The organism is Streptomyces sp. NPDC001157 (genome assembly GCF_053598255.1).
The window spans coordinates 272,421-293,112 of sequence record NZ_JBSFJW010000008.1 but is presented as its reverse complement, the minus strand read 5'-3'; the positions used below and the strand labels follow the sequence as shown (position 1 = coordinate 293,112).

Genomic DNA, 20,692 nt, shown 5'->3' with positions numbered 1-20,692 from the left:
ACTGAAACCGTTTGCGCACGTCCACTTCTGCTCGTAGGAACCTCCAATGTCCACCTCGGCCCCCGCCAAGGTCCCCACCCCCGAACAGTCGGGGAAGGCGCCCGCCTCCGGCGCCGTCGACCGCTACTTCAAGATCTCCGAGCGTGGCAGCACCCTGCCGCGCGAGATCCGCGGCGGTTTCGCCACCTTCTTCGCGATGGCCTACATCATCGTGCTGAACCCGATCATCCTGGGCAGCGCGAAGGACATGTACGGGCACCAGCTCGACAACGGCCAGCTGGTCACGGCGACGGCCGTGACGGCGGCGTTCACCACCCTCCTCATGGGGGTCGTCGGCAACGTGCCGATCGCGCTCGCCGCCGGTCTGGGTGTGAACTCGGTCGTCGCGCTCCAGCTCGCCCCCCGGATGTCCTGGCCGGACGCCATGGGCATGGTGGTCCTGGCCGGCTTCATCGTGATGCTGCTGGTCGCCACCGGACTGCGCGAGCGCGTCATGAACGCCGTGCCCTACAGCCTGCGCAAGGCGATCTCCATCGGCATCGGCCTGTTCATCATGCTGATCGGCCTGGTGGACTCCGGCTTCGTCTCCCGGATCCCGGACGCCGCCCACACCACCGTCCCGCTCCAGCTCGGCGCCGACGGCCACCTCAACGGCTGGCCGGTCCTGGTCTTCATCCTGGGCGCCCTGCTCACCCTCGCGCTGATCGTGCGCAAGGTCTCCGGCGCGATCCTGATCTCGATCGTCACGATGACCGTCCTCGCGGTGATCATCAACTCCGTCGCGAAGATCCCCACCTGGGGCCTCACCACGCCCAAGTGGCCCGGCAATCCGGTCGCCACCCCGGACTTCGGCCTGATCGGCAAGGTCAGCCTGTTCGGCGGCTTCTCCCACGTCGGCGTGCTGACCGGCATCCTCTTCGTCTTCACCGTGCTGCTGTCGTGCTTCTTCGACGCGATGGGCACGATCATGGGCGTCAGCGACGAGGCCAAGCTGACCGACGCGCAGGGCTATATGCCGGGCATCAACAAGGTCCTGTTCATCGACGGCCTCGCGGTCGCGACCGGCGGCGCCAGCTCCTCCTCGGCCACCACCGCGTTCGTGGAGTCCACGGCAGGCGTCGGCGAGGGAGCCCGTACGGGCTTCGCGAACATCGTCACCGGCGGACTGTTCGCGATCGCCCTGTTCCTGACCCCCGTCGCCACGATGGTGCCGTCCCAGGCGGCCACCCCGGCCCTGCTCGCGGTGGGCTTCCTGATCCTGGCCGGCTCGGTCAAGGAGATCGACTGGGCCGACTACACGATCGCCGTCCCCGCCTTCGTGACGATGGTGATGATGCCGTTCACCTACTCGATCACCAACGGCATCGGCATGGGCTTCATCACCTTCGCGGTGCTGCGCCTGGCGGCCGGCCGCGGCCGGGAGGTCCCGGTGGCGATGTACGTGGTCGCGGCGGTGTTCGGCTTCTACTACTTGATGCCCGCGCTCGGCCTCACGTGACGCCGTAGAACCGCTCGGCCTCACGTGACGCCGTAGAACCTCTCGGTCTCACGTGACCCCGTAGAACCTCTCGGTCTCCTCCACGGCGGACTGGAAGCGCTCGTCGAAGTCATCCCGAATGAGCGTCCGGACGACATAGTCCTGGACGCTCATTCCTCGTTTCGCGGCGTGGTGCCGGAGCCGTTCGAGCAGCTCTCCGTCTATCCGCAGGCTGAGCACGCTGGTCCCCATGCCTACGAGGGTCGCGGCACCCTTCGGCGCGGCGTGTCACGTTCCGCGTCTCGATCACCCATATGAGTGATGTTCCGAGTCAGTGGCGCGTGTCACGGGCATTCGGGGCGTCGAACCTGGTCCTTAGCGAGAGTAATGAGTTACTCTAAATACATGTCGGACCTCAGCCATGGCGACGACGCTGCCGCCGTGAACTCCCTGCGCTCAGCTGTCATGCGGCTGTCCCGTCGGCTCAAGCACCAGCGGGTCGACGAGTCGCTCAGCCCCACCGAGATGTCGGTGCTGGGCACCCTTTCCAACTGCGGTAGCGCCACACCGGGCGAGCTCGCCCGCAAGGAGCACGTGCAGCCGCCGTCGATGACCCGCATCGTCGCGCTGCTCGAGGCCAAGGGGCTGGTCCGGCTGGAGCCTCACCCCGAGGACCGGCGCCAGAAGGTCGTCACCAAGACCGAGCAGGCCGAGGCCATGCTCGCGGAGAGCCGCGCCAAGCGGAACGCGTTCCTGGCCAACCTGGTCGACGGCCTCGACGAGGACGAGTGGGCGAAACTGCGCGCCGCCGCCCCCGTGCTGGAGAAGCTCGCACACCTGTAAGCCACACCGAGGAGGCGAACCCTTTTGAGTACGGGACCCGGAGCAGATTCCGCCCCCGCACCGACACCTACTACCCCCGTTCCACCCCCGCCTTCCCGCAAGTCCTCGATGTTCAGCTCGCTGAAGGTCAGGAACTACCGCCTGTTCTTCATGGGCCAGGTCGTCTCCAACATAGGCACCTGGATGCAGCGCATCGCCCAGGACTGGCTGGTCCTGAGCCTCACCGGCTCCGCCACGGCCGTCGGCGTCACGACGGCTCTGCAGTTCCTGCCGATGCTGCTCCTCGGCCTCTACGGCGGCGTCCTCGTCGACCGCCTGCCCAAGCGCCGCACGCTGCTCGTCACACAGACCTCGATGGCCGTCACCGGTATCGCGCTCGCCGCGCTCACCCTCTCCGGCCACGTTCAGGTCTGGCATGTCTACCTCGCCGCTCTCGCCGTAGGCCTCGCCACGGTCGTCGACAACCCGGCCCGGCAGTCCTTCGTCTCCGAGATGGTCGGGCCGGACCAGTTGCAGAACGCGGTGAGTCTCAACTCCGCGAACTTCCAGTCCGCCCGCCTGGTCGGCCCCGCCGTGGCCGGCCTGATGATCACCGGCGTGGGCACCGGCTGGGCGTTCCTCTTCAACGGCCTGTCCTTCGTCGCCCCGATCGCCGGTCTGCTGCTGATGCGGGCGCGCGAGTTGTACGTCGTCGAGCGGGCACCGCGCGGAAAGGGCCAGTTGCGGGAGGGACTCCACTATGTCGCCGGGCGCCCGGACCTGATCTGGACGATCGTCCTGGTCGGGTTCATCGGCACCTTCGGCTTCAACTTCCCGGTCTACCTCTCGGCCTTCGCCGACGACGTCTTCCACGCGGGCGCCGGCTCCTACAGCCTCTTCAACACGCTGATGGCGGTCGGTTCACTGGCGGGTGCCCTGCTCGCCGCGCGGCGCGGTACAGCCCGTATGCGCGTCCTGATCGCGGCGGCGGTGGCCTTCGGCGCGATGGAGATCGTGGCCGCGACCGCCCCCTCGCTGTGGCTGTTCACCCTGCTGATGGCCCCGATCGGCATGTTCGGCATGACGATCAACGTCACCGCCAACACCAGCATCCAGATGGCCACCGACCCCGCCATGCGCGGCCGGGTCATGGCCCTCTACATGATGGTCTTCCTCGGCGGATCCCCGATCGGAGCGCCCATCGCGGGCTGGATCACGGACGCGTACGGCGTCCGGGCGGGCCTGGCCGTGGGCGGCGCGATCGCCACGGCGGCGGCCGTCACCATCGGTGTGATCCTGGCCCGGGTCGGCGGCCTGCGGCTGTCGGTCGGCTGGAACCACGGCCACCCGCAGGTGCGGTTCGTGCCGCGGGAGCGTCAGGAGGAGCTGGCGGCGGTGGCGTAGAGCGGCGGGGTCAGTCGCGGGGGAACTCGTCGGTCTTGAGGAACAGGCCTACCGGGGTGCCGGTCAGGTCGATGTCCTCCCCGAACGGGAAGCTGACCTCGCTGTGGTACTTGCCGTCCTTCGGCAGGGTGTGCAGGTGCCACTCGCCGGTGTAGGGGTCCACGATCAGGTACACCGGCACTTCGGCTGCGGCATAGGTGTCCTTCTTCGGGCCGTAGTCGTTGCCCGCCGTGTCCTTGGAGACGACCTCGGCCACGAATTCGACGTCCTGGTAGCGCCAACGGCCCTTGCTGTCCTTGACCGACCGCTCGGCCATCGCCGCCAGGTCGCAGGCGAAGCCGTTCAGATGCCCGGGGAAGTCGATCCGCACGTCCGATGCCAACCGCTTACGGGGGTACTTGGCGCGCAACTGCTCTGCGATACCGAAGATGATCTCCCAGTGGTTCTGCCGCTGCGGTGACATGAAGATGTTCCCCCCGACGATCTCGATCTTCGTACCCTCGGGGATGGGCATCTTCTCAAGGCACTCGAACAGGACGTCCAGCGTCAGCTCGCCGCACTCCTCGGCCATCTCGATCCTGTCGTCAAGGACGGACATCGTGGCGCTCCTCCCCGGCTGCCGCTCGGTCACGGACAGCCGCGCAGTACAACGATACGCACGGTGACCGGGACACGCCCGGTTGGCGGCGTGGTGTGCACACTGGCCTCATGAGACTCTTCGCCGCGGTGCTGCCCCCCGAGGGGGTCGTCGACGAACTCGCCGCTGAGGTGGCGAAGTTGAAGAAGCTGCCGGACGCCGGGGCGCTGCGCTGGACGGCACGGGAGGGGTGGCACTTCACGCTCGCCTTCTACGGAGAGGTCGACGACGACCTCGTCCCGGAGCTGTCGGCCCGGCTGGAGCGGACGGCACGGCGGACCCCGCCCTTCGGGCTGGCGGTGTGCGGTGGGGGCCAGTTCGGGCACGGGCGGGCGTTGTGGGTGGGCGCGGAGGGGGAACTGCCGGCCCTGCGGCTGCTCGCCGATCGCGCGGAGGCCGCGGCGCGGAAGGCGGGGGTGGCGATGGGGGAGCACCGCCGGTACAAGGCGCATCTGACGGTGGCGCGGAGTCGGGATGCGGTGGACGTACGGCCGTATGTCGCCGCCCTCGGGGAGTTCACGAGCCGTACGTGGACGGTGGGCGAGCTGGTACTGGTGCGGAGCAACCTGCCGAGGTCCGGGGTGCCGGGGGAGCAGCCGCGTTACGAGGCGGTCGCCCGTTGGGCGCTCGGGGGCGCCGGTTAGGCTCGGGTGCGTGGACCCGAAGACCCGGAACCGGATCATGGCCGGTGCGCTTGTTCTTTTGTTCGTCGTGGTTGCGCTGGCGGCTGCCCTCGGTAGGTAGGGCCTTTGCGGGGGAGCGGCGGGGAACTGCGCGTTCGTTGCCGGGTGCGGGCCGTATGCGGCTTGTCGCGCCCACGCGGCGGAGCCGCACAGAGAATGCAGCCCCGCCGCCCCTCAAGGGCGCTCCTGAAGGGCGCTCCTGCCAGCGGTGCTACCAGGCGAAGGCCTCCGGGGACGGGCCCGGGCCCGGGAAGATCTCGTCGAGGCCGGACAGGAGCTCGTCGCTCAGCTCCAGCTCGGCCGCCCTGATCGCCGACTCCAGCTGCTCGGCCGTGCGCGGGCCGACGATCGGGCCGGTGACGCCGGGGCGGGTCAGGAGCCAGGCCAAGGCGGCCTCGCCCGGTTCCACGCCGTGCTTGTCGAGCAGGTCCTCGTACGCCTGGATCTGGGCGCGGACGGTGGTGTTGGCGAGGGCGTCCGCGGCCCGGCCGCTCGCCCGGCGCCCGCCCTCGACCTCCTTCTTGATGACACCGCCGAGCAGGCCGCCGTGCAGCGGTGACCAGGGGATGACCCCGAGGCCGTACTCCTGCGCGGCCGGAATGACCTCCATCTCGGCGCGGCGTTCGGCGAGGTTGTAGAGGCACTGTTCGCTGACCAGGCCGATGGTGCCGCCGCGGCGGGCGGCGATCTCGTTGGCCTGGGCGATCTTGTAGCCGGGGAAGTTGGAGGATCCGACGTAGAGGATCTTGCCCTGCTGGACCAGGACGTCGATCGCCTGCCAGATCTCCTCGAAGGGGGTGCGGCGGTCGACGTGGTGGAACTGGTAGACGTCGATGTGGTCCGTCTGCAGCCGCTTCAGGCTGGCGTCCACGGCCCGTCGGATGTTGAGCGCGGAGAGCTTGTCGTGGTTGGGCCAGGTGTCGCCGTCGGGGGCCATGTTGCCGTACACCTTGGTGGCCAGAACGACCTTGTCGCGGTGGGCCGCGCTCTTGGCGAACCAGTTGCCGATGATCTCTTCCGTACGGCCCTTGTTCTCGCCCCAGCCGTACACGTTGGCGGTGTCGAAGAAGTTGATGCCGGCGTCCAGCGCCGCGTCCATGATCGCGTGGCTGTCCGCCTCGTCCGTCTGCGGTCCGAAGTTCATCGTGCCGAGGACCAGTCGGCTGACCTTGAGTCCGGTGCGTCCGAGCTGCGTGTACTCCATGGCCATCTAGCCAACGGCTTGGAGTGCGCTCTACGCAAGGGAGCTCGGGGATGCGCCGGGGATGCCCGGAGATCTTGACGCTAACTGCTGGTTAGTGCTTTCCTGTGGGAAGCGTGAGCTTGAAGTTTCAATATCTATTTCCGGAGAGCCACATGCCCCCCACCAGCTCTGTCCGCAGGGCGCTCGTCGCCTTCGTCGCCTCCGCCGCCGTGCTGAGTGCCGCTGCGGTACCTGCCGTCGCTGCGCCGCACACTGTCTCGGTCGGTCACTCCGGTTACGCCGGGTACTCCGGTTACGGTGATTCCGCCCGCCTCGGTTACCAGAAGGCCGTTGCCGCCCGTGTCCTCAAGGGCGTGTTCGAGCGCGGCGACACCGAGGTCGTGGACCGTTTCGTACGGCCGGACTACATCCAGCACAACCCGCTCGCGCCGGACGGGGCGGAGACGCTGAAGAACCTGGGCGTCTCGGTGCACAAGCAGTTCCCCGACGCCGAGTACGACATCAAGCGGGTCATCTCCGAGGGCAACCTCGTCCTGGTGCACTCCAACGTCGTCCTGACGCCGGGCACGCGGGGCTCCGCCGTCTTCGACATCTTCCGCTTCCAGGGCGGGAAGATCGCCGAGCACTGGGATGTGGGACAGGCGGTGCCGGAGAAGTCCGTCAACGGCAACGACATGTTCTCGACGGTGAGTTGGCCGCGAACGGAGCAGCCGGGGCCGGGCTCTGTCACGGAGTGCAACAAGAAGCTGGTGACGGCCGCGTTCGACCAACTGCTGGTGAAGAAGGACCTGTCGGCGATCGACCGGTACTGGGGGCCCGAGTACGACCAGCACAACCCGAACATCGCGAATGGCGTGGACGGCGTGAAGTCAGGGCTGGGCGCGTACTTCAAGCAGTTCCCGCAGCTGACGGTTTCGCCGAAGCGGGTGATTGCCGAGGGTGACCTGGTCGCCGTCCACAGCCACTACGTGAACGCGCCGGGGGAGCGGGGGCAGGCGATCGTGGATCTGTTCCGGGTGCGGGGCGGGAAGATCGTCGAGCACTGGGACGTGATCCAGGACGTGCCGGCCACCTCGGCGAACGGTAACGGGATGTTCTAGGTTCGAGGCACTCGCCCCCTTGGCCGCCGCTGTAGCTCGACTTGCTCCAGCTCAGAGCGACCTCGACGCACTCGCCACCCTGGCGGAGCCGGTGGTCAGTTGTGCAGCGTGACGAACACGGCCCGGGCGCGGGTGTCGTCCGCTGACTGCCAGGCGCCGGTGACGTGGCCGAGTACGCCCTCCGGAGGGAGCGGGGTCGGGCGCAGCACTCGGTGCACGCGGAGCAACCTGCCGTCCCCGCCGTGGAGTTCAGTGCTCTCGGCGGTGTCGGTGGCTGTGGAGAGCAGACCCTTCATGCTGGGGGAGGCGGCCGTGCAGGACCGGGTGACCTCGTGGTCCGGGGTGTCGGTGATGCTCTGGGCCATGGCCTGCGCCCGGCCCTCGATCAGGGCCAGGAGCTCGGTGAGGAGTACCGGGTCGTGGCAGCCGTCGTAGACCCAGCGCCTGCCCAGTACGCCGTGCTCCATGGTTCCGATGAGGGCGTGCTCCGTGCCGTCGAGCGGGGCGCCGCGGTAGGTGAGCGGGACGAGGTAGGCGGCCGGGGCGGGGCCCGAGGCGTCGGTGGCGACCATGAACTCGATACCGACCTCGCCCTCCGGGTCGTCCAGCCGGAAGCCGCCGGCCTTGGTCAACTCCGCTGCGGCCGGGCCGCCTTGGTACCAGGGGCGGGTGGGCAGCCAGGTGGTGAGCAGTTCGACCTTGGTGGGCTTGAGGGTGGTGTGATGGATGATCGCCATACGACGTGATTCTGCCAGTCACGGACGGGGACCGGCGCCCGGGAATAAATGATCTTTCTTGTGCGAGGAGAATTCAAAAGACAAACTGCTCGATTCTTTACGTATTGAGGGCAGTGCAGTCGGCTCGGATTACAAACGCTCTAGTCGATGTTTTCGTCGAATTGGCCTCACTCGTTTGCCGCGCATCCGGAGGAGGGGACGCGGCGTTAGCGGAATATGGCGAAAGCAAGGTTCCTTAACCCGTACCGTTCCGGAGCGACAGCGGAGGATCTGCCTCCCGCCCGTGCTGTGACAGTGGGGCGCTACACCTTCACTCCCGCCGCGGCCTACTCGGCGGCCGATGCCTGCAGCACCTTGCACGGGGACGGCGCGCGGATCGAACTGCAGGTCACCGGGACCCTGTTCAGCGAGTTCCTGGGAATCCTGGACACGGCGCAGGAGGAACTCGGGCGGCGGTGGAACGATCAGGGACGGTCCGGCTGCCACGCGGTTACATGACGGGGGCGGACCTCCATGAACGACGAATACCTGGATCTGTCCTTCACCCCGCACGAACGGTATGCCGGTGACTACCCCACCGGGCTGGCCACCGGCCGACACCGGGGTCCCGCAGAGGACATGTACGCCACGGGTCCTCTGGTCGAAGGCTGGGACCCGGTCGAGGAACTGACGTCCCTCCTGCAGAACGCCGTGACGGCGGAGCAGGCGGGCACCGTGCCGCCGCCTCTTCGCGAGCCGTCGTCGTCGTCCGACGTCGACTTCACGGGCGAGTCGATGGACAACCTGGCAAGAATCACTGCCGAGTTGCCACCCATCCGGCGCCGTTCCGTCCGGCATCGGAAAGTAAGGTTCCGGCTGCGCTTCCGCTTCACGTGGTTGCAGACCGTCAGCTTTCTGATCGCAGCGCTCGCCGCCGTGATCGTCTCCATGGTGAGCGTCTTCGGCGGCATGGTGGCCTATGCACCGCTGCGGCACGTCGCGTCGGCCACGCAGGGCGGGATACTGACCTGGTGGCCGCTTCTGGTCTACGGCCCCTGGATGGTGGCCTCGCTCTCCATCCTGCGCAGCGCCCTTCACCAGCGCAGGGCTGTGCACTCCTGGTTTGTCGTTCTGCTCTTCTCCTTCCTTGCGATGTCACTCTGCGTGGCCGAGGCCGACAGGAGTTTCACCGGTATCGCCGCAGCGGCCCTGCCGACGCTCGCCTCCCTGGCGTGCTTCCAGCAACTGGTCCGCCAGATCACGCTGACCCGGCCCCCACGCAGAAACATCTCCCGCCACCGTCATCGCCAGACGCCCACAAGTGCCAAATCGCCTGCGTCCAAGAGCGGTTCGGCCACTTCGAAGCCGCGCCCCACCGGCGGCGGCACGACGTCCCGAAGCTGACCGGGGATCAGGCCGGCTTCCGGTCGGCCTCCCGCGCCGCACCCTCCAGCCGGTCCCGGTGGCTCTCCCACCAGGCCGCGTCGTCCGACGGCATGCTGTCGTTGCCCTGGTTCATCCCCACCGCGCCGTCCGTGAGTTCGCGGAGGATGTCGGCGTGCCCGGCGTGCCGGTGCGTGTCGGCGATCACGCGGACCACGGCATGATGCAACGTCACCTCGTCCCTGCCGTCGGGCCACCACGGCACCCCGCCGACCGTCTCCAGCGGCAGCGCGTCGATCGTCGCGACCGCGTGTGCCCACACCCGGCGGCGGTCGGTGTGCGCGGGCGGCTTTCCGCCGTGCGTGGGAGGGTTCCGGGTTCAGTCGCGGGGGAAGTCGTCGGTCTTGAGGGTGAGGTCGACGATGGTGCCGGTGAGGTCGATGTCGGTGCCGAAGTCCACGGACGTCCGTACGGCGTAGTCACCTTCCTTGGGGTCGGTGTAGACGTGGCACCGTCCCTGATAGGGATCGGCGATGACGTAGACGGGGACCTCGGCGATCGCGTACGCCGTCTTCTTGGGGCCGTAGTCGTTGGCGGCGGTTCCCTTCGAGATGACCTCGGCGACGAACTCGACGTCCTGGTAGCGCCAGTGTCCCGTGTCGTCCTTCTGCGCCGCGTCGCTGAGCTTGGCGAGGTCGGGACAGAAGCCGTTCTCAAAGCCCGGGAAGTCGATGCGGACGTCCGAGAACACCCTGGTCTTCCTCCCGAAGCGGTCCACGAAGGACAAGAGGATCTCGCGGATGATTTCCCAGTGAGTGTCCCGCTGTGGCGTCATGTGGACGTTGCCCCCGACGATCTCGACCCTGAATCCCTCGGGGACGGGCATACGCTCAAGGCGCTCGAACCATTCGTCCAAACGCTTGGTGTTGGCGTCGGCGTCGGCCATCTCGATCCTGTCCTCCAGGACGGTCATCGTGGCGCTCCTCCCCGGCTGCCCACGTCCGAGTGCAGCCGCGCAGTACAACGATACGCACGGTGACCGGGACACGCACCGATCAAGTCACCTTGTTCGAGCCACGTACGTTTCGCCCAGGTCCCACGCCTGATACATCGCCTCCGCGAACGCCTCCGCCAGCCGGTGCTCACCGCTCGCGTTGGGATGTGTGCCGTCGTACGTGTCCAAGTGGATGTCGTACGACTCCGGCACCGACGCGAGCAGCAGCGGTGAGGACGGCTCGTCCACGTCGGCGATCGTCTTCGCCAGCAGCTCGTTGAAGCGGGTCACCTCCGCCGCGAACGGCGGGTCCGACTCCGCCCGTACGTTCGGGATCACCGGCAGCACCACCATTCGCACCCGCGGGTTCGCCTCCCGCGCGGCCACAACGAACGCCCGCACGTTCTCCGCTGTCTGCTCCGCGTTCGTATAGAAGCCCAGGTCGATCAGGCCGAGGGAGACCAGCAGGACGTCCGCGCGGCAGGAGCGCACCGCCTCCCCGATCAGCGGCGCCATGTGCAGCCAGCCCTCGCCCCAGCCCGCCAGATGGGCCCGGGGGAAGTCGGGATCGGCGTACTCGTACGACACGGGCGAGTCCGTCGCCTTGTCGTACAACGTCTCGCGCGGGCCGACCAGGGTGAACGGGCCGCCGTATGTCTCGCGCAGGTGCTCCCACATCCGGTAACGCCATGTGTGCTCGCCCGCGCTTCCGATCGTCATGGAGTCGCCGACCGGCATGAACCTAAGCATCCGCTCATGATGGACGATCCGGGAGGGTTCAGGGAGGGACCAATGGGACGGGTGGGGTGTGAGGCCTGCCACGCGCCCCGCCCGGCCGGTCGGCCGTGAACACGGGGCCGGGGTGGCAGGCTTGGGGACATGCGTCGACCGTTCGCTCTCCTCGCCGGGGTCCTGCTCGTGGGTGCCTTCGCCGCGCCCGCATCCGCCGCCGACGGCGACGGCAAGGGTGACCAGGGGTTCACCATCAAGGACTCGCGCATCACCGAGTCCAGCGGCCTCGCCGCCTCCCGTCTGCACCCCGGCATCTACTGGACCCACAACGACAGTGACGACGGCCCGTACATCTACGCCGTCGACAGCAGCACGGGGAAGACGGTCGCCCGGGTCGCGCTGAGCGGCATCGGTTCGCCCCGCGACGTCGAGGCCATCTCCATCGGGCCCGACAACCAGATCTACGCCGGCGACATCGGCGACAACCTCGGCGGCAAGTGGCCGTATGTGTGGATCTACCGGCTGCCCGAGCCGAAGAAGCTGGTCGACCAGACCGTGCGGGCCACGCAGTACGTGGTGAAGTACTCGGACGGGGCGCGCAACGCCGAGTCGCTGGTCGTCGATCCGAAGACCGGGCGCGCCTACATCATCGACAAGAACGAGAACGGCGGGCACCTGTACGAGGGGCCGGCCAAACTCTCCGCCTCCGGGACGAACTACTTCAGGCCCGTCGCCACCGTCGACCTCTGGGCCACCGACGCCGCGATCTCCCCGGACGACAAGCAGCTCGCCGTGCGCGGCTACTTCGGCGGGATCTACTACGACTGGAACGGCGGCCACATCAAGCGCATGGGGCGCCTGAATGTTCCGCTTCAGGGGCAGGGCGAGTCCCTCACCTACTCCATCGACGGCTCGAAGCTCCTGTACGGCAGCGAGGGCGCCGACAGCTCCGTGCAGGCGCAGGACGCGCCGGGTGGGGGTGGGGGTTCCAAGGCGCCCTCGGGCAGCGGGAGTTCGAGTGCCTCGGGCGGGAGCGGCGGCAGCGCGGGCGGCAACCTCAAGATCGGCGCGCTCGCCGTCGCCGTCGCGGCGGCGGTCGTCTTCGGAATCCGGCGGCTGCTGCGCCGCTGACTGACGTCGTAGTGCTTGACGTGTTCATGTGGCATCGCTTCCATTGAGGTGCCGGGTTGTGGGAGCGCTCCCACCTGTTCCGGGCCCGCGCCTCCCGAGAGGAAGCAGCGACATGTTCCGCAGCCTGCGAAGAGCGCTGTGCGCCGTTGCCGCGGCGCTTCTGCTACCGCTGGGGGCCGGTGCGCACACGGCGCACGCGGCCGCCGTCCCCGGCGCGGGCCACTGGCACACCAGCGGCCGCCAGATCCTCGACGCGGCCGGACAGCCAGTCCGGATCGCCGGGATCAACTGGTTCGGCTTCGAGACCGCCAATCACGTCGTCCACGGCCTCTGGTCCCGCGACTACAAATCCATGATCGACCAGATGAAATCGCTGGGCTACAACACCATCCGGCTGCCCTACAGCGACGACATCTTCAAGTCCTCGACCGTCCCCAACAGCATCGACTTCAGCAGCGGCAAGAACGCCGATCTGCAGGGGCTGACCTCCCTCCAGGTCATGGACAAGCTCGTGGCGTACGCCGGCCAGGACGGCCTCAAGGTCATCCTCGACCGGCACCGGCCGGACTCGGGCGGGCAGTCGGCGCTCTGGTACACGGCGGCCGTGCCCGAGTCGACATGGATCGCCGATCTGAAGGCGCTGGCGGCCCGCTACCAGGGCCAGGACACCGTCATCGGCATCGACCTGCACAACGAGCCCCACGATCCGGCCTGCTGGGGCTGCGGCGACACGGCGACCGACTGGCGGCTGGCCGCCGAGCGGGCGGGCAACGCGGTGCTGTCCGTCAACCCGGACCTGCTGATCTTCGTCGAGGGCGTGCAGACGTACGGCGGGGTGTCGGGGTGGTGGGGCGGCAACCTGATGGGTGTCGCCCAGTACCCGGTCCGGCTCGACGTGGCGAACCGGGTCGTGTACTCCGCCCACGACTACGCGACCAGCGTGGCCCAGCAGCCCTGGTTCAGCGATCCGGCGTTCCCCGCCAACATGCCGGGGGTCTGGGACAAGTACTGGGGCTACATCTTCAAGCAGAACATCGCGCCCGTGTGGGTCGGCGAGTTCGGTACGACACTGGCGTCGACCGTCGACCAGAAGTGGCTTGCGGCGCTGGTGAGCTATCTGCGGCCGACGTCGACGTACGGCGGCGACTCCTTCCACTGGACGTTCTGGTCCTGGAACCCCAACTCCGGGGACACGGGCGGGATCCTGAAGGACGACTGGGTGAGCGTCGACACCGTGAAGGACGGCTATCTGGCGAGCGTCAAGGCACCGCTCTTTCCCGGCACCGGAACGGGCGGCGGGGGCGGCGGCGGTGGCGGCGGGAGCACGCCCGCGTGCAGCGCCTCGTATGCCGTCAGCAGCGACTGGGGCAGCGGCTTCAACGCCGAGGTGAAGGTGACCAACACAGGGACGGGCGCGATCAGCTCCTGGAAGGTGACCTGGACCTGGAGCGGGTCCCAGCAGGTGACGAACATGTGGAACGCGTCGTACACCCAGAGCGGTTCGACCGTGACCGTGGTGAACGCCGCACACAACGGTGCGATCGCGGTGGGCGGTTCGGCCGGCTTCGGGTTCGGGGGCGCGCCGGGTGGGGGCGGGGTGCCGAGCGTGAGTTGTACGGCGGCCTGAGCCAGGACAGGGCCTGGGGCGCCCGGCGCTTGCCGGGCGCCCTCCTCCTCGTCGTGGTCGGATCTCAGCCGCGCACCGGCAGGATCCGGTGGAGCCGGCGTGGCTTGGGGGCGGCGAGCATGCTGACGCCGTTGTGGCGCAGGCCCCGGCCGAGGAACACGAAGGCGGTGACGAACGTGACGAAGATCGAGACCACGCCGACGGGGAAGAGGGCCGGCAGCGACTGGCCCTCGGGGAGCGTCTTGCCGCCCTCGTGGACGACGTAGCCGAGCGCCATGAGGAAGACGACCACGGACAGGGCGGCCAGGACCAGCAGGACGGTCGTGGTCCTGCGGGTGCGGGCCTCGTCGTTGACCTCGGCCAGCAGGGAGGCCTCGCACACGGTGCAGGTCAGCTCCACGGTCTCCTTGCCGGACTTCGGCCGGCGCACCCGGTACAGGCTGTCCCGCCAGGTGATCCGGCGGGTCCGGGTGATCACGCCGGTCGTCCTGTCGCTGAGGATGTGGCGCACCGCGACCTGCACGGTGCCCGGTATCGGTCTGTTCATGCCACCGCCGTACCCAAGGAACAGGGCCCTGTCACCGACAGGGCCCTGCAACAAATTGCGCAACTACGGGGTTTGACGCGGGAGTTACAGCTTCTCGATCACGTAGTCGATGCACTTCGTCAGTGCCTCGACGTCCGCCGGGTCGACCGCCGGGAACATCGCGACGCGCAGCTGGTTGCGGCCGAGCTTGCGGTAGGGCTCGGTGTCGACGATGCCGTTGGCGCGCAGGACCTTGGCGACGGCGGCCGCGTCCACCTCGTCGGTGAAGTCGATCGTGCCGATGACCTGGGAGCGCTTGGCCGGGTCGGTGACGAACGGGTTGGCGTACTTGATGTCCTCGGCCCAGCCGTAGAGCGTGCGGGCGGAGGTCGCCGTGCGGCGGACCGACCAGTCCAGGCCGCCCTGGCCGCCCAGCCACTCCAACTGCTGGTTCAGCAGGAAGAGGGTGGCGAGGGCCGGGGTGTTGTACGTCTGGTTCTTGCGGGAGTTGTCGATCGCCGTGGGGAGCGAGAAGAACTCGGGGACGTGGCGGCCGGACGCGTGGATGCGCTCGGCGCGCTCGATCGCGGCGGGCGAGAAGACGCCGATCCACAGGCCGCCGTCGGAGGCGAAGGACTTCTGCGGGGCGAAGTAGTAGACGTCGGTTTCGGCGATGTCGACGGGGAGGCCGCCGGCGCCGGACGTGGCGTCGACCAGGACCAGCGCGCCCTCGTCGGCACCGGTCACGCGCTTGATGGGCATCGCGACGCCGGTGGAGGTCTCGTTGTGGGTGAAGGCGTAGACGTCGACGCCCGCCTCGGCCTCCGGCTCCGGGTGCGTGCCCGGGTCGCTCGCGATGACGGTCGGCTCGGCCAGCCAGGGGGCCAGCTTGGCCGCCTTGGCGAACTTCGAGGAGAACTCGCCGAAATTGAGGTGCTGCGACTTGTTCTCGATCAGGCCGTGCGTCGCGATGTCCCAGAACGCGGTGGAGCCGCCGTTGCCGAGGATCACCTCGTAGCCCTCGGGGAGGGAGAACAGCTCACTGATGCCCTCGCGCACCTTGCCGACCAGGTTCTTGACCGGGGCCTGGCGGTGGGAGGTGCCGAGGAGGGAGGTACCGGTCGCGGCCAGCGCGTCCAGCGCTTCCGTCCGCACCTTGGAGGGGCCCGCGCCGAAACGTCCGTCGGCGGGCTTGATGTCAGCGGGAATCTGGATCTCAGCCACGGGGTGAGGTTAGCTGTTTCGGGAAACATGGGTGAAACCTCGTCCGTCGGGTGAGACGGCGGTGTCGTGGCCGTAGCTGAGGGCTGCCGCCCCCCAGACCCCCGCCGTTCGGCCTGAACGGCCTCGTCCTCAAACGCCGGACGGGATGACTATGTCGGCCGTGGTCTGGAGAGTGCCGCCTGTCGACTGATTTGCTGGCCCCATGTCGGATCTCGAGGCACGTTTGCACGAGGTTGTCCGGGGCGAGGTGCGGTTTGACGTTGCCGCGCGGGCGCTGGTCACGATGGATGCGTCCAACTATCGGCGTGTCCCGCTGGGAGTGGTGGCCCCGTCAGACGCCGACGACGTGGCCGCCGTGCTGGAGGTCTGCCGGGCGCACGGGGCGCCCGTCGTGCCGCGTGGCGGCGGCACCTCCATCGCCGGGCAGGCCACCGGTACCGGTGTCGTGCTGGACTTCACCCGGTACATGAACCGGATCGTGTCCCTGGACCCCGAGACCCGCACCGCCGTCGTTCAGCCGGGGCTCGTCCTGGACCGGCTGCAGGAGGCCGCCGCGCCGCACGGGCTCCGTTTCGGTCCCGATCCCTCCACGCACAGCCGTTGCACGCTCGGCGGGATGATCGGCAACAACTCGTGCGGCTCGCACTCGGTGGCGTGGGGGACGACCGCCGACAGTGTGCGCGAGCTGGAAGTGGTCACCGCGGGCGGGGAGCGGCTGCGGCTCGGGCAGGGGTGGGCCGGGGCGCCCGAGGGGCTGCGGGGGCTGGTGGAGGGGGAGTTGGCGCGGCTGCGGACCGGGTTTCCGGAGCTGCCCCGCCGTATCTCCGGGTACGCGCTGGACGCGCTGCTGCCGGAGAAGGGTGCCGATGTCGCCCGTTCCTTCTGTGGCAGCGAGGGCACGCTGGGGGTGTTGACGGAGGCCGTCGTACGGCTTGTCGAGGCGCCGCGCGCGCGTGCGCTGGCCGTGCTGGCGTACGGCGATGAGAGTGCGGCGGCGGAGGCCGCGGCCGGGCTGCTGCCGTACGGGCCGCTGACGGTGGAGGGGATGGCGGCCGACCTGGTGCCGGCCACGGCGGGGCTGCCCCGGGGCGGGGCCTGGCTGTTCGTGGAGACCGGCGGGGAGACGGAGGCGGAGGCACGCGCGCGTGCCGAGGCGGTCGTGCGGGCCGCCGATGTCGTCGACTCGCTCGTCGTCACCGATCCGGGCGGGCAGCGGGCGCTGTGGCGGATCCGGGAGGACGCCAGTGGTACGGCGACCCGGATGCCGGACGGGAGTGAGGCGTGGCCGGGGTGGGAGGACTGCGCGGTCCCGCCCGCGCGGCTCGGCGCCTATCTGCGGGACTTCAGGCGGCTGCTGACCTCCCACGGGCTGCGCGGCACCCCGTACGGGCACTTCGGGGACGGCTGCATCCACGTCCGTATCGACTTCGACCTGCTGAGCGAGGCGGGCGTGGGGCGGTTCCGGCGCTTCTCGGAGGAGCTCGCGGACGTGGTCGTGGCGCACGGCGGGTCGCTGTCCGGGGAGCACGGGGACGGACAGGCGCGGGCGGAACTGCTGCCGAAGATGTACGGCGAGGACATGGTCGCCCTCTTCGGGCGGGTGAAGGGCGTCTGGGACCCGGACGATCTCCTCAACCCCGGCATGCTGGTCCGTCCGGCCCCGCTCGACGCGAACCTCCGCTTCTCGGTCCTGCCCCGGGAGCCGGTCGACGTGGCCTTCGGCTACCCGGCGGACGGCGGCGACTTCTCGGCGGCGGTGCGGCGCTGTGTGGGGGTCGCCAAGTGCCGTACGAGCTCCGTGTCCGGCGCGTCGGTCATGTGCCCGTCGTTCCGGGCGACCGGTGAGGAGGAGCACTCCACGCGCGGGCGTGCCCGGCTGCTGCACGAGATGCTGGCCGGCGAGGTCGTCACCGACGGCTGGCGGTCGACGGAGGTGCGGGACGCGCTCGACCTGTGCCTGTCCTGCAAGGGGTGCCGCTCCGACTGTCCGGTCGGGGTCGACATGGCCACGTACAAGGCGGAGTTCCTGCACCACCACTACGCGGGGCGGCGCCGCCCGGCCGCGCACTACAGCATGGGCCGGCTGCCGGTGTGGCTGCGGCTGGTGGCCCGCACGCGCACCGCCCGGCTGGTCAACTTCCTAGCCTCTGTGGGCCCGTTGGCGGCGCTCGCCAAGCGGCTGGGCGGGATCGCGCCCGAGCGGGAGCTTCCCCGGGTGGCGCCGGAGACGTTCAGCCGGTGGTTCGGGCGCCGGGCAAGAGCGCGGGCACGGCGGATGATCCGCGAGCTGGGGCTGGAGTACGAAGAGCCCTTGGGCAGGCCTGTGCTGCTGTGGCCGGACACCTTCACGGAGCACCTCTCGCCGGAGGTGGGGAAGGCGGCCGTGCGGGTCCTGGAGGCGGCCGGACTGACGCCGGTCCCGCTGCCGAAGCTGCCCCGGCACAGCAAGGAGACCCAGGAGGAGGACGGCGTCACCTCGTACACCCTCCGTCTGCGGCCGGCCCGGCGCCACCCCGTCTGCTGTGGGCTGACGTACCTTTCGACCGGCCAACTCGACCGCGCCCGCGAGGTGTTGCGCCGCACCCTCGACCAGCTCGACGTCCTGGTCGCCCCCGTCGCGGCCGAGACCTTCGCGCCCCTGGTCGTCCTGGAGCCGAGCTGTGCCGCGGCCCTGCGCACGGACCTGCCGGAGCTGCTGCACGACGATCCGCGCGCCGCCCGCCTCGCCGCCTCGGTCATGACCTTCGCGGAGGCGCTGGAGCGGTACGCCCCCGACTGGGTGCCGCCCGCCCTCGACCGCCCGGTCACCGGCCAGACCCACTGCCACCAGCACGCGGTCCTCGGCGACGGCGCGGACCGCCGTCTGCGCGAAGCGGCGGGGCTGACCGGGGAGCTGGCGGGCGGGTGCTGTGGTCTGGCGGGCAACTTCGGCTTCGAGAAGGGCCATTACGAGGTGTCGGCGGCCTGCGCGGAGGAACAGCTGCTGCCGGCGGTGCGGGACGCGGCGGAGGGGACGGTCGTACTGGCGGACGGCTTCTCCTGCCGGACGCAGTTGGAGCAGCTGGGCGGGGTGCGCGGGAGGCATCTGGCCGAGGTGCTGGCGGACGGACTGGTGGAGGGGCCGGGGGGAGGGCCGGAGGAGCGGCGCCCGTGAGCCCGCATTCTGGGTCGGTTTCCAGGACCGCTTTCCCGGAGAATTCGCGGCCGGCGCCCCGGCGCTTACGCCCCCCTGGTCCCCGACGCGCTCGCCGACGGCCGTCCGCTCTTCCGCGACGAGACGTCGTGGGGTGGCACCTGACGGGGCCGCTCCGGCGGCGGACTTTCCCCACTTGACCAGCGGTCCTAGGCCGTGCAATCGTAGATTTACAGCGTAAACATACAGCGATGGGCCCCCTGGGCGGCCACCCGTAGCACCGCCCTCCCGAGTCCGGTCTCGGATCGAGTCCGGACGGCCCGCGCCCTCGCCGGGCGTCACCCCGGCCTCGCCGGCTCCGTCAGCCCCTCTCTCCGCATCGCGCATGCCCGGATTCCGCGCCGGGCGGGGTGGCGCCTGCCGGCTCCCCAGCAACTGGCGCTGTTTTCAAGCAGGTTCACGATGACGACCACCGACATCAAAACAGTACGAACATCGCAAGACATCGTCGCCGGTCCCGACTCGCCCGAGTACGTCAGCTCCGAGGTGCGGGAACCGAAGCGCGACTGGTCACTCGGGCCGGTCACCGGACATCGCGTCAGCGTGGTGCTGTGCATGTCCCTCGGAGTCCTCGCGCTCTACCGACTCCAGGGATTCCTCTGGCCCGAAGGCCGGCCGGCCCACGGGTGGTTCGAGCAGGCCTGGTCGTACGGAGCGATCCTGTGGCTGAGCGCGGTCGTTCCGGGGCTCATGGGACTCGTGGGACTGCTGGTCTTCCGGCACGCCGAGCGTCTCGACGAAGTACGACCGATTTCGGTCCTGGTCTGCTGGCGCATCGTCTCCCGGGGCGACAACGTGGAGGCGCTGACCGGCACGATCCGCCGGTGCCAGCGCGAGATGGCGCGTACGCCGCTGTTCCCGTACGTCATCGAGGTCGTCACCGACACCGTGAGCACCTGCCTGCCACCCCCCAACCACGATCTCGTCTACCTGTCCGTTCCACCGGACTACCGGACGCCCAAGGGGACGCTGTACAAGGCACGAGCCCTGCAGTACGCCCTGGAACACTCCGCGCTGCCGGACGACGCCTGGATCGTCCACCTCGACGAGGAGACGCAGCCCACGTCCAGCGGAATCAAGGGCATCGCTCGCATGATCGGCGAAGAGGAAGCGGCCGGCACCCTCAGGATCGGGCAGGGAGCCATCCTGTACCACCGTGACTGGCGGATGCACCCCTTCCTCACGCTGGCCGACAATGTGCGCACCGGCGACGACTTCGCCCGTTTCCACTTCCAGTCCCGGCTGCACCGGACCGTCTTCGGCATGCATGGGTCGTACATCGTGGTGCGCCACGACGTCGAGAAGTCGAGCGGCTTCGACTTCGGGCCGGTCGGCAGCATCACCGAGGACGCCTTCTGGGCCCTGGTGTGCATGGAGGGCGGCCATCGCTGCCGCTGGGTCGACGGTTATCTCGAAGAGCAGTCGACGAGGAGCATCGGGGACTTCGTCCGTCAGCGGCGGCGCTGGTTCCAGGGCCTGGCCAAGGTCGCGCTCTTCGCTCCGGTGAAGCCGCGCTGGCGCATCTCGCTCGGCATCAACACGGCCCTGTGGGCGCTCGCCCCCTTCGGCCTGCTCTACACCATCGGACACCTGGTGTACGGGTTCCAGGTGGACCCGTGGATCCGGGCGCTCGCCAACGGATCGTTCGCCTCGTTCCTCACGCTGTACATCCTGGGGCTGAGGGCGAATCTCGCCGAGCACGGGATCACCGGCGGGCGGGCGGTCGGCTGGATCGCCGCCCAGGCCGTGCTCCTGCCCGTCTTCTCGGCCATGGAGGCGATCGGGGTGCTGATGGCCATCTTGAAGCCGGCCGCCGGATTCCACGTGGTCAGGAAATGA

At 69.2% G+C, this 20,692-nt stretch carries 19 protein-coding genes and 1 pseudogene; 11 read left to right on the top strand and 9 right to left on the bottom strand.

Features of this window, described 5'->3' with window-relative positions; genetic code table 11:
• The first annotated feature begins 46 nt into the window (after positions 1–46).
• Positions 47–1,498, top strand: a complete 1,452-nt coding sequence (locus ACWDAG_RS18085) for an NCS2 family permease (protein ID WP_450696565.1) — start codon at positions 47–49, stop codon at positions 1,496–1,498.
• A 48-nt stretch (positions 1,499–1,546) separates the two neighbouring features.
• On the opposite strand, the gene ACWDAG_RS18080 is transcribed toward ACWDAG_RS18085, so the two are convergent.
• The gene (locus tag ACWDAG_RS18080) at positions 1,547–1,729 is read right to left on the bottom strand and encodes a ribbon-helix-helix protein, CopG family (RefSeq protein WP_115907461.1); all 183 of its coding nucleotides are present in this window, start codon (positions 1,727–1,729) and stop codon (positions 1,547–1,549) included.
• Positions 1,730–1,882: 153 nt separating this feature from the next.
• On the opposite strand from ACWDAG_RS18080, the gene ACWDAG_RS18075 reads away from it, so the two are divergent.
• Positions 1,883–2,320: a MarR family winged helix-turn-helix transcriptional regulator gene (locus ACWDAG_RS18075; RefSeq protein WP_030941110.1), complete on the top strand. Its 438-nt coding sequence runs from the start codon at positions 1,883–1,885 to the stop codon at positions 2,318–2,320.
• 24 nt (positions 2,321–2,344) lie between these two features.
• Entirely contained in the window at positions 2,345–3,703 is a 1,359-nt protein-coding gene (locus ACWDAG_RS18070; RefSeq protein ID WP_450696564.1) for an MFS transporter, read from the top strand.
• Between the two features lie 10 nt (positions 3,704–3,713).
• On the opposite strand, the gene ACWDAG_RS18065 is transcribed toward ACWDAG_RS18070, so the two are convergent.
• On the bottom strand, positions 3,714–4,301 hold the full coding sequence (locus tag ACWDAG_RS18065) for a Uma2 family endonuclease (RefSeq protein ID WP_450696563.1): 588 nt from the start codon (positions 4,299–4,301) through the stop codon (positions 3,714–3,716).
• Between the two features lie 110 nt (positions 4,302–4,411).
• Here ACWDAG_RS18065 and thpR point away from each other — a divergent pair, with 110 nt between their 5' ends.
• A complete protein-coding gene (thpR, locus tag ACWDAG_RS18060; RefSeq protein ID WP_450696562.1) occupies positions 4,412–4,984 on the top strand; it encodes an RNA 2',3'-cyclic phosphodiesterase in 573 nt (190 codons plus the stop codon).
• Between the two features lie 250 nt (positions 4,985–5,234).
• Here the strand turns inward: thpR and ACWDAG_RS18055 are convergent, their stop codons facing one another.
• Positions 5,235–6,227, bottom strand: a complete 993-nt coding sequence (locus tag ACWDAG_RS18055; RefSeq protein WP_450696561.1) for an aldo/keto reductase — start codon at positions 6,225–6,227, stop codon at positions 5,235–5,237.
• Between the two features lie 152 nt (positions 6,228–6,379).
• Here ACWDAG_RS18055 and ACWDAG_RS18050 point away from each other — a divergent pair, with 152 nt between their 5' ends.
• Positions 6,380–7,327, top strand: coding sequence for a nuclear transport factor 2 family protein (locus ACWDAG_RS18050; protein WP_450696560.1), 948 nt, complete (start codon positions 6,380–6,382; stop codon positions 7,325–7,327).
• A gap of 95 nt (positions 7,328–7,422) precedes the next feature.
• Here ACWDAG_RS18050 and ACWDAG_RS18045 read toward each other — a convergent pair whose 3' ends face one another.
• On the bottom strand, positions 7,423–8,064 hold the full coding sequence (locus ACWDAG_RS18045; protein ID WP_450696559.1) for a maltokinase N-terminal cap-like domain-containing protein: 642 nt from the start codon (positions 8,062–8,064) through the stop codon (positions 7,423–7,425).
• A gap of 294 nt (positions 8,065–8,358) precedes the next feature.
• Here ACWDAG_RS18045 and ACWDAG_RS18040 point away from each other — a divergent pair, with 294 nt between their 5' ends.
• Entirely contained in the window at positions 8,359–8,562 is a 204-nt protein-coding gene (locus tag ACWDAG_RS18040; RefSeq protein WP_099929666.1) for a hypothetical protein, read from the top strand.
• 15 nt (positions 8,563–8,577) lie between these two features.
• A complete protein-coding gene (locus ACWDAG_RS18035) occupies positions 8,578–9,447 on the top strand; it encodes a DUF2637 domain-containing protein (RefSeq protein ID WP_450696558.1) in 870 nt (289 codons plus the stop codon).
• A gap of 7 nt (positions 9,448–9,454) precedes the next feature.
• Here the strand turns inward: ACWDAG_RS18035 and ACWDAG_RS18030 are convergent.
• From ACWDAG_RS18030 to ACWDAG_RS18020, 3 genes and pseudogenes are all read right to left on the bottom strand, one after another.
• Positions 9,455–9,754: pseudogene (locus tag ACWDAG_RS18030) on the bottom strand (mycothiol transferase); the annotation flags it as partial.
• Positions 9,755–9,805: 51 nt separating this feature from the next.
• Complete coding sequence (locus tag ACWDAG_RS18025; RefSeq protein WP_450696557.1) at positions 9,806–10,399, bottom strand: Uma2 family endonuclease; 594 nt, start codon at positions 10,397–10,399, stop codon at positions 9,806–9,808.
• An 87-nt stretch (positions 10,400–10,486) separates the two neighbouring features.
• Positions 10,487–11,170 (bottom strand): SGNH/GDSL hydrolase family protein, encoded by a 684-nt coding sequence (locus tag ACWDAG_RS18020; protein ID WP_450696556.1) that lies wholly within the window; start codon positions 11,168–11,170, stop codon positions 10,487–10,489.
• A 129-nt stretch (positions 11,171–11,299) separates the two neighbouring features.
• On the opposite strand from ACWDAG_RS18020, the gene ACWDAG_RS18015 reads away from it, so the two are divergent.
• Positions 11,300–12,283 carry a WD40 repeat domain-containing protein gene (locus ACWDAG_RS18015; RefSeq protein ID WP_450696555.1) on the top strand — a complete coding sequence of 328 codons (984 nt, stop codon included), beginning with the start codon at positions 11,300–11,302 and terminating at the stop codon, positions 12,281–12,283.
• Between the two features lie 112 nt (positions 12,284–12,395).
• A complete protein-coding gene (locus tag ACWDAG_RS18010; protein ID WP_450696554.1) occupies positions 12,396–13,910 on the top strand; it encodes a cellulase family glycosylhydrolase in 1,515 nt (504 codons plus the stop codon).
• A gap of 64 nt (positions 13,911–13,974) precedes the next feature.
• Here ACWDAG_RS18010 and ACWDAG_RS18005 read toward each other — a convergent pair whose 3' ends face one another.
• Positions 13,975–14,457, bottom strand: a complete 483-nt coding sequence (locus tag ACWDAG_RS18005) for a hypothetical protein (RefSeq protein WP_450696553.1) — start codon at positions 14,455–14,457, stop codon at positions 13,975–13,977.
• Between the two features lie 84 nt (positions 14,458–14,541).
• On the bottom strand, positions 14,542–15,660 hold the full coding sequence (gene serC, locus ACWDAG_RS18000; RefSeq protein WP_450696552.1) for a phosphoserine transaminase: 1,119 nt from the start codon (positions 15,658–15,660) through the stop codon (positions 14,542–14,544).
• Between the two features lie 202 nt (positions 15,661–15,862).
• On the opposite strand from serC, the gene ACWDAG_RS17995 reads away from it, so the two are divergent.
• Together ACWDAG_RS17995 and ACWDAG_RS17990 are read left to right on the top strand one after the other, a co-directional pair.
• Positions 15,863–18,814, top strand: coding sequence for an FAD-binding and (Fe-S)-binding domain-containing protein (locus tag ACWDAG_RS17995; protein WP_450696551.1), 2,952 nt, complete (start codon positions 15,863–15,865; stop codon positions 18,812–18,814).
• Positions 18,815–19,255: 441 nt separating this feature from the next.
• Entirely contained in the window at positions 19,256–20,692 is a 1,437-nt protein-coding gene (locus ACWDAG_RS17990) for a glycosyltransferase family 2 protein (protein ID WP_450696550.1), read from the top strand.